This window comes from Nitrosomonas communis (assembly GCF_900114745.1).
Classification (GTDB): Bacteria; Pseudomonadota; Gammaproteobacteria; order Burkholderiales; family Nitrosomonadaceae; genus Nitrosomonas; species Nitrosomonas communis_A.
In genome coordinates this window covers 42,104-58,738 of sequence record NZ_FOUB01000017.1, presented here as the reverse complement: position 1 = coordinate 58,738, position 16,635 = coordinate 42,104, and the positions used below count along the sequence as shown (strand labels likewise).

10 protein-coding genes are annotated in these 16,635 nt (G+C 46.2%); 8 read left to right on the top strand and 2 right to left on the bottom strand.

The genetic code is table 11. From position 1 onward, the window contains the following. Positions 1-21: 21 nt before the first annotated feature. Complete coding sequence (locus BM122_RS08650) at positions 22-843, bottom strand: winged helix-turn-helix domain-containing protein (RefSeq protein WP_074905193.1); 822 nt, start codon at positions 841-843, stop codon at positions 22-24. A 664-nt stretch (positions 844-1,507) separates the two neighbouring features. Between BM122_RS08650 and BM122_RS08645 the strand changes: the two genes are divergently transcribed. Both BM122_RS08645 and BM122_RS08640 read left to right on the top strand, forming a co-directional pair. Beyond that, entirely contained in the window at positions 1,508-2,515 is a 1,008-nt protein-coding gene (locus BM122_RS08645; RefSeq protein WP_074905192.1) for a hypothetical protein, read from the top strand. Positions 2,516-3,463: 948 nt separating this feature from the next. Then, positions 3,464-4,171: an N-formylglutamate amidohydrolase gene (locus tag BM122_RS08640; RefSeq protein ID WP_074905191.1), complete on the top strand. Its 708-nt coding sequence runs from the start codon at positions 3,464-3,466 to the stop codon at positions 4,169-4,171. 256 nt (positions 4,172-4,427) lie between these two features. Here the strand turns inward: BM122_RS08640 and BM122_RS23230 are convergent, their stop codons facing one another. Then, positions 4,428-4,580, bottom strand: a complete 153-nt coding sequence (locus BM122_RS23230) for a hypothetical protein (RefSeq protein WP_177198081.1) — start codon at positions 4,578-4,580, stop codon at positions 4,428-4,430. 52 nt (positions 4,581-4,632) lie between these two features. Between BM122_RS23230 and BM122_RS08635 the strand changes: the two genes are divergently transcribed. The 6 genes from BM122_RS08635 to BM122_RS08610 all read left to right on the top strand — a co-directional run bounded on the left by BM122_RS08635 (position 4,633) and on the right by BM122_RS08610 (position 16,622). After that, on the top strand, positions 4,633-6,864 hold the full coding sequence (locus BM122_RS08635) for a RelA/SpoT family protein (RefSeq protein ID WP_074905190.1): 2,232 nt from the start codon (positions 4,633-4,635) through the stop codon (positions 6,862-6,864). 450 nt (positions 6,865-7,314) lie between these two features. Beyond that, a complete protein-coding gene (locus BM122_RS08630) occupies positions 7,315-8,619 on the top strand; it encodes a M18 family aminopeptidase (RefSeq protein ID WP_074905189.1) in 1,305 nt (434 codons plus the stop codon). 640 nt (positions 8,620-9,259) lie between these two features. Beyond that, positions 9,260-11,251, top strand: coding sequence for a transketolase (gene tkt, locus BM122_RS08625; protein ID WP_074905188.1), 1,992 nt, complete (start codon positions 9,260-9,262; stop codon positions 11,249-11,251). A 251-nt stretch (positions 11,252-11,502) separates the two neighbouring features. Then, the gene (locus tag BM122_RS08620; protein ID WP_074905187.1) at positions 11,503-11,853 is read left to right on the top strand and encodes a DUF488 domain-containing protein; all 351 of its coding nucleotides are present in this window, start codon (positions 11,503-11,505) and stop codon (positions 11,851-11,853) included. A gap of 326 nt (positions 11,854-12,179) precedes the next feature. Further along, positions 12,180-14,075 carry a molecular chaperone DnaK gene (gene dnaK, locus BM122_RS08615; RefSeq protein WP_074905186.1) on the top strand — a complete coding sequence of 632 codons (1,896 nt, stop codon included), beginning with the start codon at positions 12,180-12,182 and terminating at the stop codon, positions 14,073-14,075. Positions 14,076-14,216: 141 nt separating this feature from the next. Beyond that, positions 14,217-16,622 (top strand): Lon protease family protein, encoded by a 2,406-nt coding sequence (locus tag BM122_RS08610; RefSeq protein ID WP_074905185.1) that lies wholly within the window; start codon positions 14,217-14,219, stop codon positions 16,620-16,622. Positions 16,623-16,635: the final 13 nt, after the last annotated feature.

The window sequence follows — 16,635 nt, the reverse complement described above, 5'->3', positions numbered from 1 at the left end:
TACTTTATTTATGCCAACTTCCTACGAGAAGGAAAAGAGATAGCCAAACCCTTTCTGATTAAGAATGAGAGATGGATTGGAAGGATCCTTTTCAATTTTTTTTCTGAGCATATAAATATATTGTTTTACATCTTCTTTAGATGCTCGCTCTTGTGACGTCCAAATATGTGAGAGAATATAATTTGCAGAAACAATCTGATTTCTGTTTTGAATGAGTAATAAAAATAGTTTATATTCCTTTGGAGTAAGTTTTAAATTGTTTTCATTGCGGTAAACACGTTTTTCTTGATAATTGACAATAAACGGGCCGATATGTATATATTCTTCCTTCTTGCTTCCAATGTCTTCTATTTCCTTTTCATTTTCAGCAGCTTCTAAGTGATTAAATCTATCATACCACCGTCTGCCTCCTTGTAATGCTCGCCTATCGTGACAGTTTCGCCGTTCTTTTGCTGAATTCATTATTTTTTTGCAAATCCCAATCTGGGCGAGCGTTGATCGAAAATGTACTTGCAAATGTAATAAATCAAATGGTTTTACCAGATAAGCATTAATTCCAAAAGCTTGTCCCTTCTTCATTAAATGACATTGTTTTGTCTCCACTAATCCAATAATTGGCATTAAGTACTCTTTTATTTCTTTTAGAAAATACCAATTGTTAGCATGAGCCAATTTGAGAGAAATTAACGTAAGATGGGGATTGTTAATTTGTATAATATCTAAAGCTTCATCTATACTTAAAGTGAAAAAAATCTCGCCACTAAAGGGTTGAAAAAATTCAGTAACGGGTTTTACATTGTTGGCATCGTCATCTAAAAACAGAATTTTTAATGCCTTAATCATATTATTATCCTCTATTTTTTTGCTAAACTAAAAAAACAATAGGTCATTCAGTATTTATTATGACTAGCTAAACAAGATGAGGAAGCTTAATAGATTTTGTAAATCTTTTATATCATATTCAGTTGTTTACTGAATGTCGAGTATTCATTTGCAGTAAAGCAAATCATCAAAGGCTGTTCTAACTCTCCGTAAAAACCAGGTATCTTTTAGTCCACAAATGCTTGACTCCAAATTGCAGTGGCTTAACGATATTTATTTTATTTTCATAAATTTGGTAAAAACCACCGTCTTCAAACGGTGACTTTGACTTTAAATATGTTGACTCATGCATGTTTAGCTTGAGGTGGATAGACGACTTTAGTCGTCTGCACACAAGTTGCTCTAACTTACCCACTTTTAGTAAATGGTAGTTTGTTTTAATGATTTTCTTTATTTTAAAGATTTTCTTTATATAAAATTAAGTTTTTTGCTGATTTTCTATTATTATTTACCATAATAAAATACATTTATTTAATCTAATAAAGGGTTAGGTTAAAAATATATTGATGAACTCTGGATGTTTCTATAGCTATAGCGAAGGATTTTCGCCATATAGATTTATGTCGAACTCACGTTATTTTAACAACCAAACCCAAACCGAGCATCTTAATTTTAAGGGTCAATCATGCAACCTAAAAAAGATGTAATTATTGGAGAAACAAAAGGGATTCTGAAAGTTCAGGCTACTTCTCAGGCCGTTGCTGAAACAATTTTAAATATCTCAGGTGATTCTAAAGGGACTGCAATCTCTATAGGCTTTGCTTCGTCATTTAGCACTGGTTCACTTACACTCATTGGTTATGAGAATCAGGGAATAATTGAAACTGGCCAGCAGAAGGATGCCCTCAAAGGCATAGCATCGGGCGGGGCGAGTGCTATGGCTGTAGCATCTGCCACGGCTACAGCGATCGCCATTGCCAATGATACAGCTAGCGCTACTGCCATAAGTAGTGCAACGGCCGTTGCTCAAGCTATAGCTGATATCACTGTTGTGGGAATAAACAATCTGGGCAAAATTGACACTGGCGAAGGAAAGGATATTATAACTGGTGAAGCTAGTGCCTTTGCAGTTGCTGAAACGTTTACACAATCCTTAGCGTTAGCCTTCGCATCAACAAATAACAATGGCGAGGCTACTGCGTTGGCAAATGCAGTAGCCGCTGCTACAGCTCAAGCAACTGCTACAACCATCGGAATAAGAGATGGAGAATTCAGTCTAGGATCTGGTGATGACATAGTCAATGCCATTGCCACAGGTGATGGCGTCAATATAGGTATTCGAGATGCTGTGGTCTACGGTGGAAAAGGGGATGATTCTGTAAATGTGGTTGCCACTGGTGGCGGCGTTAACATTGGTATTCAAGATGTCTTGATCTATGGTGATCAAGGTAATGACACCTTTAACCTGCAAAACGGAATTGGCAATATTTTAGGTGGTAAAGGTGAAGATCTGCTGGTCCTGGAAGGCCATTTCGTTGATTATAAGTTCTATAGCACAGATCTTAAATTTGGCGTTCATATCACAAATACTGATAACGGTACCGATCTATTTATCAGTGAAGTTGAGAATTTCCAATTTATTGGAGAACCCAGCATAACTTATGCTTATACGAATCTGCACATTATTGGATAAAGTTAGTATGCCTCCTTTAAACCAGAGACGAAAAAATCCCCAGATGTGTCATGATCAGTGTCTTATATCTGACATGCAGGCAGCAAAAGTCAACATAAGTAAATAGGAAACCGCTCACAAGCGTGCCAGCATGTCCAGTATTGATTTTTGGCACAATCAGTCTCGGGAAGATTTTTAGTGCTTCGTTAATTTTGATTCATTTTTGCAGAGAACAGAGTTACTGGAATAATTATCGATCACTGACTAATTATAAAAATATATTTACTTCAATACCCTTAAAAAAGATGTTATAGCGGTCACGAACGGCACAAGCAATAACATAGTGTAATTGCCTGATCTCCACACATATAGGTTAGGTTGGCCCGAATTGCCATACTAAGGTTGTAAAAAATATCATCAATCCTGTACACAGTAAGATCAACCATAAATTAATGAAATTTTCTATAACTACGATTGATTCGTTGGCGAATTGATTACAACCCTGGAAGTGCGGGAGTGCCTGTAAGCCAATCTGGCTATTGCTTTCATGATACACAATATCGAGCATGCTTTTTTTGGCCAGCTAACTGTATCGCTCACAGATCAGCAAGTAATTGCATGGATCCTCTGGGCACGATCCTGCATAACTATATTCGTATGTCGAACAACCCAAGATTATCGAGCCGGAATAATTGCGACTTATGGGTTTACCCCAAACAACACTGCAGCGCACATGAAATGTGGCAGCACCTTATAACAACAATGATATGAAATCAAAGGATAAAATTCTAGCAAGAGGCATTAACCACAAGCTTGGAATAATGCCCCCTGGCACGTCATATTTTGTAAGCAGTCAATCAGGATTTTAGCCGAACACGATTACAGCCATTTTACTCGAAACTCAGTAATTACTTGGATGAAGAATGACTATTTCAGGGAATCTGTTAAAGGCAAGACTGGGGAGTAAAATTGGCTTCAACAACTCATTTTGTCATTAGCTGTGAACATGGTGGTAATCGTATCCCAACTCAGTACCGGCATCTATTTCATGGGTTTGAGGTTTTATTGCATAGTCATGGGGGCTATGATCGTGGGGCATTGCGCATGGCGAAGGATCTGGCTCAGTTATTGAACGCTTCCTTGTTTGTATCGACTACTAGTCGTTTGTTGATAGATCTTAATCGCTCTATTGGCCATCCGCAATTATTTTCCGCTGCGACCAAATCTATATCGGCTAGTATTCGGCAAGAGATTCTGACGCGTTATTATCTGCCTTATCGTAATCAGGTCGAGCAAACTATCGCTGAAGTAATAAATAGAAAAGACGGCCAAGTCATTCATATTTCTTCACATAGTTTCACGCCTATGCTTGATGAAGTGGTGCGTCATGCCGATATCGGCCTTCTTTATGATCCATCGAGACTGGGAGAACGTGATTTATGCTATCGTTGGCAGGCACGTCTCAAAGCAAAGGCACCCGATTTAATCATTCGACGCAATTATCCTTATGCTGGTAAAGCGGATGGCTTGACTGCTTACTTGCGTCGTCAATTTCCAGCGGAAGTGTATGTAGGGATCGAGTTGGAAATCAACCAGAAACATGCTGCCAACGGTAGACAGCACTGGCAGGCGCTGCGTCATTTAGTGCTGGAAACTCTCCATGATGTGGTGGGATGAAACATTGATTACTTACTGTCTCTTATTCCATTGCTAAATCAAAGCTGACTTTGTCGGCTTTACCTTGCCGTATTACTGATACTGTCTGCGGCTCGCCTTCGCGTCGTTTTGATTTGGAAATGGAATTAGAAGAATTGAAGCATAAAATGATATTTTTATCTGTTTTCTTAAGGTTGACTCTTTCTTCCGGACATCTTGAACCTAAAAGAAAAAAATGTTTCTAATTCTGTAATTTTTTGTGCTGATCGTGCTGGAATTAAGTGCTTTTCTTGATTACTTCTTTAATATGTCCGACAATCCATTCGTCATTTATCGCACTCATTTCTGATAATAAGGGGAATTTATTTTTCCAATATGTTTTAAGGCCGTCCTGCCGCATGGCCAAATCGCGGGCAGCATGATTGCGCATTTTCAGGAAGCACTCAAGGTAACCCCCGGATCGGAGGATCAGTAAGCGTTTTATGGTTTTAACACATAGCCTATCTCTTCCTTCAGCTGCAGATTATACTGACACCGAAGCCTGGCTGAATAAGCTGGCCACGCAATTTGTGCCAGATGAAATTGCGCTGCTGCGCCGGGCTTGCGCGATGGCTACTCCGTTGTATGAGGGACAAGTCACGCTGAACGGTACGCCATTGTTGAAGCATGCGATAGGTGCAGCCTCTATTCTTATTGGTATGCGCATGGATGCCGAAACTGCCGCGGCTACGCTGTTGCACGCGGTGCCTGATTATATGGATGATTGGTATCCGCAAATAGAAAACCCATTCGGCACTCATATCGCCAAGCTGGTGGAAGGTATCTCGCGGATGGAGCAGATCCGCCAATTCAGCGAAATTGAGCAACTTGACACATCAGACAGCAGAGTCGACCAGGCGAAGCAGATCGAGAGCCTGCGCCAAATGCTGCTAGCTATGGTGCAAGATATCCGGGTAGTGCTGATCAAGCTGGCTGAACGCATGCAGACCATGCGTTATCTTGCTGGTGCCAGCAGCGAGTTGCAGCAGCGAATCGCTTATGAGACGCGCGGTATTTTCGCGCCGCTTGCCAACCGGCTGGGGATATGGCAAATAAAATGGGAGTTGGAAGATCTTGCCCTGCGCTATTTAGAACCACAACTTTATAAGGAAATTGCCCGTCTACTCGACGAGCGGCGCGTGGATCGCGAGCAGTACATCGACGAAGTACTTATCCAGCTCAGGCAGGAGCTACTACAGGCCAGTATCAAAGGTGAAGTCAACGGACGGCCCAAACACATCCATAGTATTATCAACAAGATGCGGCGAAAAAATCTGAAGTTTAGCGAGCTCTATGACATACGCGCAGTGCGTATCCTGGTTGACGACATTAAGGACTGTTACGCTGCGCTGGGGCTGGTGCATCACCTGTGGCAACCGATTCCCGGCGAGTTTGACGACTACATCGCGCGCCCCAAGAGCAACGGCTACCGCTCACTGCACACTGCGGTGATCGGCCCACGCGGCCTGGCGCTCGAGGTGCAGATTCGTACTCATGACATGCATTACAACTCTGAGCTGGGCGTAGCCGCGCACTGGCGCTATAAAGAGGGTGGCAAGCCGGATAGCAAATTTGACGACAAAATCGCTTGGCTACGTCAGATCCTCGCGTGGAAAGACGAAGTGAGCGATGGGGACGAGCTGCTTGAGCAATTCAAGAGCGAGCTTTTTCAGGATAAGGTATTCGTGCTCACACCGCAAGGAAAGGTGATCGACCTTCCCAAGGGTTCGACGACGGTCGATTTTGCCTACACGCTGCATACTGATCTTGGTCACCGTACGCGCGGTGCCAAAGTGGACGGCAGAATCGTGCCGCTCAACACCCGTCTACACAATGGGCAGCGTGTGGAGATTCTCACTTCCAAGCAGGGTACACCCAGCCGCGACTGGCTTAACCCGGCACTTGGCTATCTGCAAAGCCCGCGCGCCCGTGCCAAAGTGCGCTATTGGTTCAAGCATCAAAACTTCGAGGAGAATGTGGCGGTTGGCCGCGCCAAACTGGAACGTGAACTGCATAGGGCTGGTGTCGGCAGTATGAACCAGGAAAAGCTGGCACAGAAGCTGCGCTACAACCATCTTGAGGATTTGCTTGCCGCTATTGGCCGTGGCGATGTGAGCGAGCACCAGATTGCCCTTGCCGTTCAAGAAGCTACATTGCCCAAGTCCGCGGAATCACTCCCCGTCTTGGCTGCCAAGCGCATGTCTTCGCCTAAGGTGCCGCCAGGCATTGTGGTCGAGGGCGTCGGCAATCTGCTCATCAACCTGGCCAAGTGCTGCACACCGGTGCCGCCGGATGGTATCATCGGCTATATGACGCGCGATCGTGGAATGACCATTCATCGTCAAAGCTGCGCTTTTATTACTCGTTTGCCAGAAGATCGGCATGTCCGCCTATTGCACGCCCACTGGGGTACTGACGCAAATTTTGCTACCAGCGTCGATATCGAAGTAGAAGCCCATGACCGCCAAGGCTTGCTGCGCGATATCAGCGATCTATTCGTACGTGAAAAAGTGAACGCTACCAAGGTTAATGCCACTAAAGCTAACACCCTAAGCCGTAGCAATATTGCAAAGATGCAATTTTCACTTGAGATCATTAATTTGCAGCAGCTGCAACGCCTGCTCGCGCTGATTCAGCAACTGCCTGACGTAATAATAGCGCGGCGGCGGGAGTAGGGGATATATTCTTCAGCGCATTTACAATGTAGCCCGCCTGGTGCAGTCCGAATAATAGCGCGTAATTCCAATTTTTAATATAAACAGCAATTAAAGATAATGTAACTATCTGTAAATAAATTATATTAATATATAAATTATTTACTTTTCTATTAGGATTTGGAATAAGGCGCATTCTTTAACGCGCTGCATGTCTGGAAAAGTCTGCAAATTTTTAAACTCGTCGTATTTTTAAATCATTTCCCTTGTTCCTTGCTCTTTCCATTTCAGAGCTTCCTTATTGCGTATTCTGTGTCTGAAAGGCAAAAATACCTCTCGTTGTTAGCATTTTTAATACCCCATAAAACAAATTCTTTGATTGCTCAGCAGCGTGTTTGACTAAATATCTGGCTTTACGTATAGTTAAAAGGTATTGTCTTTACTATAAATATCTGAATATAAATATAAATTATGGCAGTTAAGCAGCGCGCGCAGCATTTACTGGATTTCATCGACAACAGCCCGAGTCCCTGGCATGGGGTTGCCTCGATCGAAACGGCGATCAAGGCATTTCAGTTTGTCCGACTCGATGAAACTGCCAAATGGGCATTGCAAGCGGGTGGGTGCTATTATGTAGTGCGCGACGATTCCTCGATTGTCCTGTTCGTGCTGGGACGCAAAACCCCTGCCGACGCGGGTTTCAAGATTATCGGAGCACATACCGACTCGCCGGGGTTACGGATTAGACCGAATGTTGCCACGGCGAGTGATGGCATCGCGCGGCTCGGTGTCGAAACTTATGGCGGACCCATCCTCGCGACCTTTACCGATCGGGATTTGAGTTTGGCTGGGCGGATCAGCTATGCCGATGAGCAAGGGCGCCTCGCGCATAAGCTGGTGCGCTTCGAACAACCGCTGTTGCGTTTGCCGAATTTGGCGATACACATGAACCGGGGCGTCAATGAAGATGGTTTAAAGCTCCATAAACAGAATGAATTGCCGCTGTTGTTCGCGCAATTGGCCAGTGACCAGTTGCCGCAGACTTATTTCCTAACGTTACTGGCACAGGCGGCAGACATCAGCGCTTCCCAAATATTGTCGTGGGATCTGGCGGTGTACGATACCCAAAAAGGCACGTTCTGGGGTGCAAATCACGAATTTTACGCCAACAGTCAGATCGATAATCTGGCTTCCTGCCATGCCGGTCTGCAAGCTTTGCTTGATGATAGTGTGCTGAATCATGCCGAGAGTACGCTGGTCTGCGCATTTTTCGATCATGAAGAAATCGGCAGTGAAAGCCATGTGGGTGCTGCTGGCAGCTTTTTAGCTGATGTATTGCAGCGGATTAGCATCGCCACATCTCCGGATCGTGAGGACACTGCACGTGCGCTGGCTCAGAGCTTTTTGATCAGTGCGGACATGGCACACGCCTATCACCCCAACTTCCCCGCGGCCTACGATGCGGACCATAAAGTGTTCGTCAACAAAGGTCCGGTGATCAAATCCAATGCGAACCGCCGCTACAGCTCTGAAAGTATCTCCATTGCACGCTTCATCCAGTGGTGCGAGGAAGCGGGTATTCCTTATCAACGCTACTCGCACCGTTCAGATCTACCCTGTGGCAGCACGATCGGGCCCATTACCTCGGCAAAGCTCGGCATACGCAGTGTTGATGTAGGTTGTCCAATGTGGGCGATGCATAGCATCCGCGAAAGCGCCGGTGTGCAGGATCATGAGTATATGATCAGGGTGCTGAAACGGTTTTTTATTGATTGAGCGCGCCAAAAGCAGCTCTTTTTTATTCCTACGTATTCGCACGTATTTTCTTAACCCGTTTATCTCGATAATCTATTGAAGTAATAGGGCTCAATAAAAAGACGCTAATTTTTCTTGTATAGTCTAACCAGTTAAGAATGATTCAGAATGTTTAGGATTTGAAAAACATATCGATGGTTTAGTTTTGTTGTTTAAGCAGTGCTTTGGCCTGCTCCCATTTGTGTTCGATAAGACAATGAGAATACTCTTTGAATCATTTCTAACTGGTTTAGCTATACATTGCGAACCACTCATGCCTGATTTCATTTCTAAATCAAAACTGACTTTGTCGGCTTCACCTTGCCGTGTTATGTATACTGTCTGCGGCTTGCCTTCGCGTCATTTTTGATTTGGAATCGGAATGAGATTTGTAGTCATCAGTTTTGGCAATATTTTAAAGCCGTGCGTCGTTATTCTCGGTGGGATGTGATTGAAGGCTTACCTTAATCAGTGGGCATGATAAGGTCGGACATCTAGCGCATGCCTTAAGTTGTTGCCGCTTGGCATCAGAATGTCAAAACTGGAGTAGGTGTTGACGTGAGCATCATCTGTGTGGCTATGCTCGCCCGAATTGTCACAAAATTTCCACGAGGGAGGTTGTGTGAATTCTCTAGATGAACTTTGCATCAATACGCTGCGTTTTCTCGCTGTCGATGCCGTTGAGCGCGCGCATTCTGGTCACCCCGGGCTTCCGTTAGGTGCAGCGCCCATGGCTTACGTTCTGTGGACACGTTTTCTGAGGCATAACCCAAGAAATCCTTCATGGTTAAACCGTGATCGCTTCTTGTTGTCGGCCGGGCACGGCTGCGCCTTACTTTATGCGCTCTTGCACATGACAGGATACGACCTCTCGCTCGATGACCTGAAGCGTTTTAGGCAGTGGGGATCGAAGACGCCGGGACATCCGGAATATGGCAAGACCCCAGGAGTAGAAGCGACAACAGGTCCGCTAGGGCAAGGATTCGCCATGGGAATAGGAATGGCTTTCGCAGAACGACATTTGAGCAGTTGTTTCAATCGTCCAGGTTTTCCACTTGTTGATCACTACACTTATGCCATCGTATCGGATGGAGACCTGATGGAAGGTATTTCCTCCGAAGCGGCTTCGCTGGCAGGAACCTTAGGTCTCGGCAAACTAATTTATCTGTACGACAACAACCATATTTCTATTGAGGGTGACACAGATCTGGCATTTACCGAGAGTGTTCAGCGCCGCTTCGAGGGATATGGATGGCATGTGCTGCCGGTTGCTAATGGCAACGATATTGATGCCATCGAACACGCTATCAAAATTGCTCGCAGCGAATTATCTCGACCCTCCCTGCTTTTGATTCGAACACATATCGGTTGTGGAAGCCCAAAGCAAGATACCGCCAGTGCTCACGGCGAGCCGCTTGGTGAAGAAGCATTGAAGGCAACAAAGAAAAATCTTGGATGGCCCTTGGAGCCGGAATTCTATATTCCTGAAGAAACACAAGTGCATTTTCAGGCAGCACTAACAAATGGTGCTCACTGGGAGAAGGAATGGAACGAGATGCTCGACGCTTATCAAAGAGAACATCCGGATCTGGCGGCTACCTTGCGTCGCTTGTTGCATCAGGAACTTCCCAGTGGTTGGGATGAGGATCTTCCTTTTTTTTCGACTAAAGAGGGCCAAATTGCTACGCGAGACGCTTCCGGTAAGGTTATGAATGTCCTTGCGGAAAAGTTACCGGTATTGATCGGGGGGGCGGCGGATCTCAGTCCCTCCACGAAGACCACGCTAATGGGTTATAGCGACTTTGGCTTCGATCAGTTTTGCGGTCGTAATATCCACTTCGGTGTTCGCGAGCATGCAATGGGTGCGATCGTCAATGGCATGGCGCTTCATGGCGCAATCCTGCCATACGGTGCGACGTTTTTGATTTTTTCTGATTACATGCGTCCGCCTATACGCTTGGCTGCGCTGATGCAGACTCATTCCATATTCATTTTTACGCATGACAGTATTGGTCTTGGGGAGGATGGTCCTACGCATCAGCCTGTCGAGCAGTTAGCCAGCCTTCGTGCTATTCCAGGCCTCATCGTTATGCGTCCGGCTGATGCTAACGAGACGCGTGTATGCTGGCAAGTTGCCGTATCTCATCGCGGCCCCGTAGCGCTGGTACTGAGCCGTCAAAAGCTGCCTGTTCTCGATCCAAGCCGCTATCCCATTATATCCGGTGTGCAACGTGGCGCCTACATTCTTGCGGAAGCGCAGGCGGCGCGGCCGGATTTGATCCTGATTGGAACAGGCTCTGAAGTTTCTCTCCTCTTGCAAGCTCGCGAAATGTTGATTGCGAAGAATGTGCAATCGCGTGTAGTTTCGATGCCATCTTGGGAATTGTTTGATGCACAACAGCGTGAGTATCGAGAAAGTATCCTGATGCTCGGAATACCTAAGCTTGCAGTGGAAGCGGCTGCACCTCTTGGCTGGCGCAAATACGTCGGCGATTCTGGAGATATCCTCAGCGTGAACAGGTTTGGTGCATCAGCTCCAGGCGAAATCGTCATGCGAGAGTTCGGATTCAACGTAGAAAACGTGACTGCACGCGCGCTGACGTTGTTATCGTGAACTTCGAAATGGCTCCTTCATATTCATTTTGTTGCCGTGAATTTGCAAGATCATGTCGTTGTGCCGCGTGTGCAGAGCCTCCAGTGTATGATGATAACGTTCTATAGGATGATTACGTTAAGGTATTCTGTGAATTGCACAATAATGATGTAGAGGCGTTCTATGAAGTTTTGAAAAAATTAACCTGCTTTCTGAAGAAACGGTTGATGACCGATCGCTCTTCTTTGCGCCCATCATCAGGAGATTGAGAAATGATCAAGGTGAAGCGTGTGTATGAGGCAGCAGAAACCACTGATGGTCTTCGCTTTCTGGTGGAGCGCCTGTGGCCACGTGGTATCAGAAAGACCGACTTGAAAATAGATGAATGGCTGAAGGATATTGGACCCAGCCATGATCTACGCCGATGGTTTGCTCACGACCCGAAGAAATGGGATGATTTTCGTAAACGATATTTCGCTGAATTAGATTCCAGGCCAGAAATATGGAAACCCCTTCTTACCGCTGCCCATCATGGAACGGTCACCTTGATCTACAGTTCGCGAGAACCCGATTACAATAATGCCGTTGCATTGAAGGAGTATCTTGAAGAAAAGATAAAATAACAGGTTTTATTCCATTCTAAATCAAAACTGACTTTGTCGGGTTCACCTTGCCGTGTTATGTATACTGTCTGCGGCTTGCCTTCGCGTCATTTTTGATTTGGAGTGGAATTATGTAGTTATGTTGGTAACTGCATCGCTTAAATAAATCGATAGATTTTATCCTCCGATCTGACAATCCAAATTGTCAGCAGTGTGCGTTGTGGTCGTTGAGAGGTATTGTGTTATTAGTGCTGTCAACACTTAACAATGTGGTTGGATGAAGTATCATGAGGTTATAGCGCATCTATCTTTTATTACTGAATTGAATTAGATACGAAGGAGGTCATATGGCAATCATCGGTATTGATCTGGGTACTTCCAATTCGGCGGCGGCAGTCTTGCGCGGAGGGCGTCCCGTTATCATTCCCAGCGCTGAAGGTGTCAGTCTCGGCGGCAAAGCATTTCCAAGCTATGTAGCGTTGACCACCGACGGACAAATTCTGGTGGGTGAGCCTGCGCGGCGGCAGATGGCAGCGAATGTTGAAGGGACGGTAACTGCTTTTAAGCGCAAAATGGGCAAACGTGAGGTGATTCGTCTCAGAGATCGTGAATATACGCCCGAGCAGCTTTCTGCATTTTTATTACAAAAAATCAAGCGTGATGCCGAAGCTTTTCTGGGTGAGCCAGTAGAAAAAGCGGTCGTAACGGTGCCAGCTTATTTTGACGACAATCAGCGGGCTGCAACCAAGGATGCCTGCCGCATTGCTGGCCTCGAGGTAGTGCGTCTAGTCAATGAGCCGACTGCTGCTTCATTGGCTTATGGCTTGGATCGGCTGGGTCAGGAATTGCGCATTGTTGTGATCGATTTGGGTGGTGGTACGCTTGATGTCACTATCATGGAATTTGGCAAGGGCGTGTTTGAAGTGAAAGCAACCAGTGGCGATACGCAGCTCGGTGGCACGGATATGAATCAATGTATTTTCGAGCACTTGGCAGAGCGTTTTCAAATGGCAACTGGTGTGGATATTCGGGTTGACCGTAAAGCAGCAGCACGCTTGCTAGATGCGGCAGAAACGGCTAAGATCGAATTGACCAGCAGTGTGACCACGCATATCAGTTTACCCTATTTGACCTCAGTAGCTGGGGAGCCTCACCATCTCGAAATGGATTTGAACCGGACGGAACTTGAGCGTTTGGTAAGACCGGTCATTGAGCGTTGTCGTCGCCCGGTCGAACAGGCCATGCATGATGCAGGCATTAGTCCGCGCGAGGTGGATCGCATCGTATTCGTGGGAGGGCCAACGCGTATGCCGGCAGTGCGTTCCTATTTTGAGGATCTTTTTGGACATAAGGCGGAGCTGGGCGTTGATCCAATGGAGTGTGTGGCAGCAGGTGCAGCGATTCAGGCCGGTGTACTGGCAGGAGAAGTGAGCGGCATTGTGCTGGTAGATGTGATACCTCTCACATTAGGCGTAGAGACATTAGGTGGAATTGCCACACCCTTAATCGCACGTAATACCCCCATACCGGTGAAAAAAACGGAAACGTTTACCACGGCGGCTGATATGCAGACCAGTGTTACTATCCACGTCTTTCAGGGAGAGCGTCCCATGGCACCGGATAATGTGAGCCTGGGCGAATTCAACCTGGAAGGATTGCCACCAGCGCCTCGAGGAATACCGAAGATCGAAGTAACTTTTGATATTGATTCAAATGGTATTCTAAGTGTTGCAGCGAAAGATCTGGCGACGGGTAAATCTCAATCCATAAGTATTACTGGTTCAACACGGTTGTCGGAAGAAGACAAGAAACGTATGGTGGATGATGCTGCACATTATGCCGAGGCCGATAAAAAACGGCGTGAAGATGCGGAAAAGCTTAATACAGCAGATGCAACCTGCTATGAGGCAGAGAAGATGCTTGCCAACTTTGCCGATAAATTGACTGATGATCTGAAGAAGCGCTTGGAAATATCCTTGCGTGAAACCAAGGAAGCGTTCATCAAGAAGGATGTTGCGCTGGCTACTGAACGGGCAGAAGCTCTCAAGAAGTTGCTTAAGGAAGCGGGTGCAACGCTTTACGCGCAATCAGGCCAGGCGTCCAAAGGAGGCCCTTATGCAGAAACACGCTGGGAAGGATCCGAGCCACCTCATAATGTTGGCACCTCACCTGGTGAATCACGTCCCAGTGGATCGGGCCCTCGAGGTAAAGTAGTGGATGCCGAATATCAGGAAAACAAGTAAATTTTAAATGATCGATATGCCTATCGGCGGGGAGCATTCGCGCAGTGAAATAATATGCTATTTTGTTGATAATTTGTTGTCATCCTATTCAGGCTGGTTAATCAGGGTGGCATTATTTTAATATGATCTCTTTATAGAACAATGACAACTATTCTTCCTCTGGAACCGCAACGGTTATATTCATCCTGTGACCTCGATCAGTTCACATTTCAGACTACGGCAGAAGTAACCGATTTGACGGAGATCATTGGTCAGGCTCGTGCAATGGATGCAGTGCGCTTTGGCTCTGGTATTCGCCACGAGGGATATAATCTTTTTGTGCTGGGTCCGTCCGGGATGGGCAAGCGCAGCTTAGTCCAGGAATTACTTGAATCAAAAGCAAGCAAGGAGCCTGAACCGTCGGATTGGTGCTATCTCAATAACTTTGCCCAGCCACACAAGCCGAAAGTGCTCAAGCTCCCATCCGGGAGGGGAGAGGAGTTGCGGCAGCACATGGAACGACTGGTGGATTATTTGCGCAGCGCCATTCCAGCGCAGTTTGAGAGCGAAGAATACCGAAACAGGGTGAGCGCGATTCAGCAAGAATTTAATGAACTGCAGGAACGGGAGATAAAGCAATTAGGAGAAGAAGCTGAGAAAAAAGAGATTGTTTTGCTGCGCACACCCGAAGGGTTCGCGCTGGCGCCGAGCCATAATCGGGAAGTGATACCTCCAGATGAATATGAAAAATTGCCTCAGGAGGAGAAAGATCGAATAAAAGCCGCCATTATTGAATTGCAAGCACATCTAGAAAAAATTCTAAGTCATCTGCCCCAGCGTCGTCGCGAGCGTAGTGAGCGGATCAAGCAGCTAAATCGCGATATCATGCTCTCTATCGTCGAGCACATGATTAACGAGTTGCGCGCAATCTATACTGATTTACCTGACGTGCTCGACTTTCTCGATGCAGTGCAACAGGACATGGTCATGCATGTGGATGATTTCCGCAAGCCCGATGAATCCGTCAACATTTCTGGCATGACGGTTATCACTCACCAGACATTTAATAATTACCAGGTCAATGTGCTAGCCTCAAACCATAAAAAACCTGGTGCGCCGATCATCAGTGAGGATAACCCGACCTATAGCAATTTGGTTGGACGAGTGGAGCATGTCGCCCAGTTTGGTGCGCTGGTTACCAATTTTACGCTGATTAAACCGGGAGCATTGCATCGTGCCAATGGAGGATACTTGTTGCTCGATGTACGCAAGGTGCTGATGCAGCCGTTTGCCTGGGAAGGATTAAAACGGGCGTTGCAGTCGCACAAAATTCATATCGAATCGCTGGGACAGTTATACAGCCTCGTCAGTACCGTATCGCTCGAGCCAGAGCCGGTTTCACTTGACGTGAAAGTTGTGCTGTTCGGCGATCGTTTATTCTATTACTTGTTGCAGAGATATGATCCAGAGTTCCAGGAATTGTTCAATGTCGCAGCAGATTTCGAAGAGACGATCGAACGTAATGCACAATCCCATATGCTTTACGCACAATTGATTTCTACGCTGACACGTAAAGAGAAGTTATTACCGTATGACCGCTATGCAGTCGCCAGAGTGATCGAACATAGTGCTCGCCTGGTGGGCGATTCGAAGAAACTTTCCATACATATGCGCAGCATTGTCGATTTATTGCATGAGGCAGATTATTGGGCGCGTGAAGCAGGTCATGAGGTGGTGCAGGCAAGTGATGTCCAGCAGGCAATCGATTCACAAATTCACCGCAAAGATAGGGTGAGAGACCGATTATACGAGGCAATTCTGCGTGGTACTTTGATGATCGATACACAAGGTGCGGTGACAGGACAGGTCAATGGTCTTTCAGTGATCGAACTAGGCGGATTCGCCTTTGCACAGCCGACCAGAATCACCGCCACGACCCGGTTTGGCAAAGGGGATTTGATCAATATCGAGCGTGAAGTTAAGCTTTCAGGAGCGATTCACTCTAAAGGTGTGTTGATCCTCTCGTCTTTTCTTGCTGCACGTTATGCAAAAAATCAGCCGCTGGCACTGTCCGCCAGTCTCGCGTTTGAACAATCTTATGGCATGGTCGAAGGGGATAGCGCGTCATTAGCCGAATTGTGCGCATTGCTTTCCAATCTGGCGAATGTCCCGATTAACCAGTCATTGGCGATAACCGGTTCCGTTAATCAACTCGGTCAGGCACAAGCCATTGGTGCTGTCAACGAAAAAATTGAAGGATTTTTTGATATCTGTGCTGCACGTGGCTTAACTGGCAAACAAGGTGTATTAATTCCTGGTACCAATGTCCAACACTTGATGTTGCGTCAGAATGTGGTCGAGGCCGCAACCGCGGGCAAGTTTCATATCTATGCCGTAGAAAATATCGATCAAGCTATTACCCTGCTGACTGGTGTGCCAGCAGGCGAAGCTGATGCTAACGGAGCCTATCCTGAAGGCAGTATCAATCACCAGGTGGCAGCACGACTGGCAGAGCTTACTGCGATCAGTAAGTCGTATGTGCAGTTGCAGCAGCAGGGTAAAAATTAGAAAAAATCAACAT

Bases quoted from the DNA above. Each gene is read 5' to 3' on its own strand.
- BM122_RS08650 (WP_074905193.1), bottom strand. From the start codon at position 843: ATGATTAAGGCATTAAAAATTCTGTTTTTAGATGACGATGCCAACAAT.
- BM122_RS08645 (WP_074905192.1), top strand. From the start codon at position 1,508: ATGCAACCTAAAAAAGATGTAATTATTGGAGAAACAAAAGGGATTCTG.
- BM122_RS23230 (WP_177198081.1), bottom strand. From the start codon at position 4,580: ATGCGCAATCATGCTGCCCGCGATTTGGCCATGCGGCAGGACGGCCTT.
- BM122_RS08635 (WP_074905190.1), top strand. From the start codon at position 4,633: ATGGTTTTAACACATAGCCTATCTCTTCCTTCAGCTGCAGATTATACT.
- BM122_RS08630 (WP_074905189.1), top strand. From the start codon at position 7,315: ATGGCAGTTAAGCAGCGCGCGCAGCATTTACTGGATTTCATCGACAAC.
- BM122_RS08620 (WP_074905187.1), top strand. From the start codon at position 11,503: ATGATCAAGGTGAAGCGTGTGTATGAGGCAGCAGAAACCACTGATGGT.
- dnaK (WP_074905186.1), top strand. From the start codon at position 12,180: ATGGCAATCATCGGTATTGATCTGGGTACTTCCAATTCGGCGGCGGCA.
- BM122_RS08610 (WP_074905185.1), top strand. From the start codon at position 14,217: ATGACAACTATTCTTCCTCTGGAACCGCAACGGTTATATTCATCCTGT.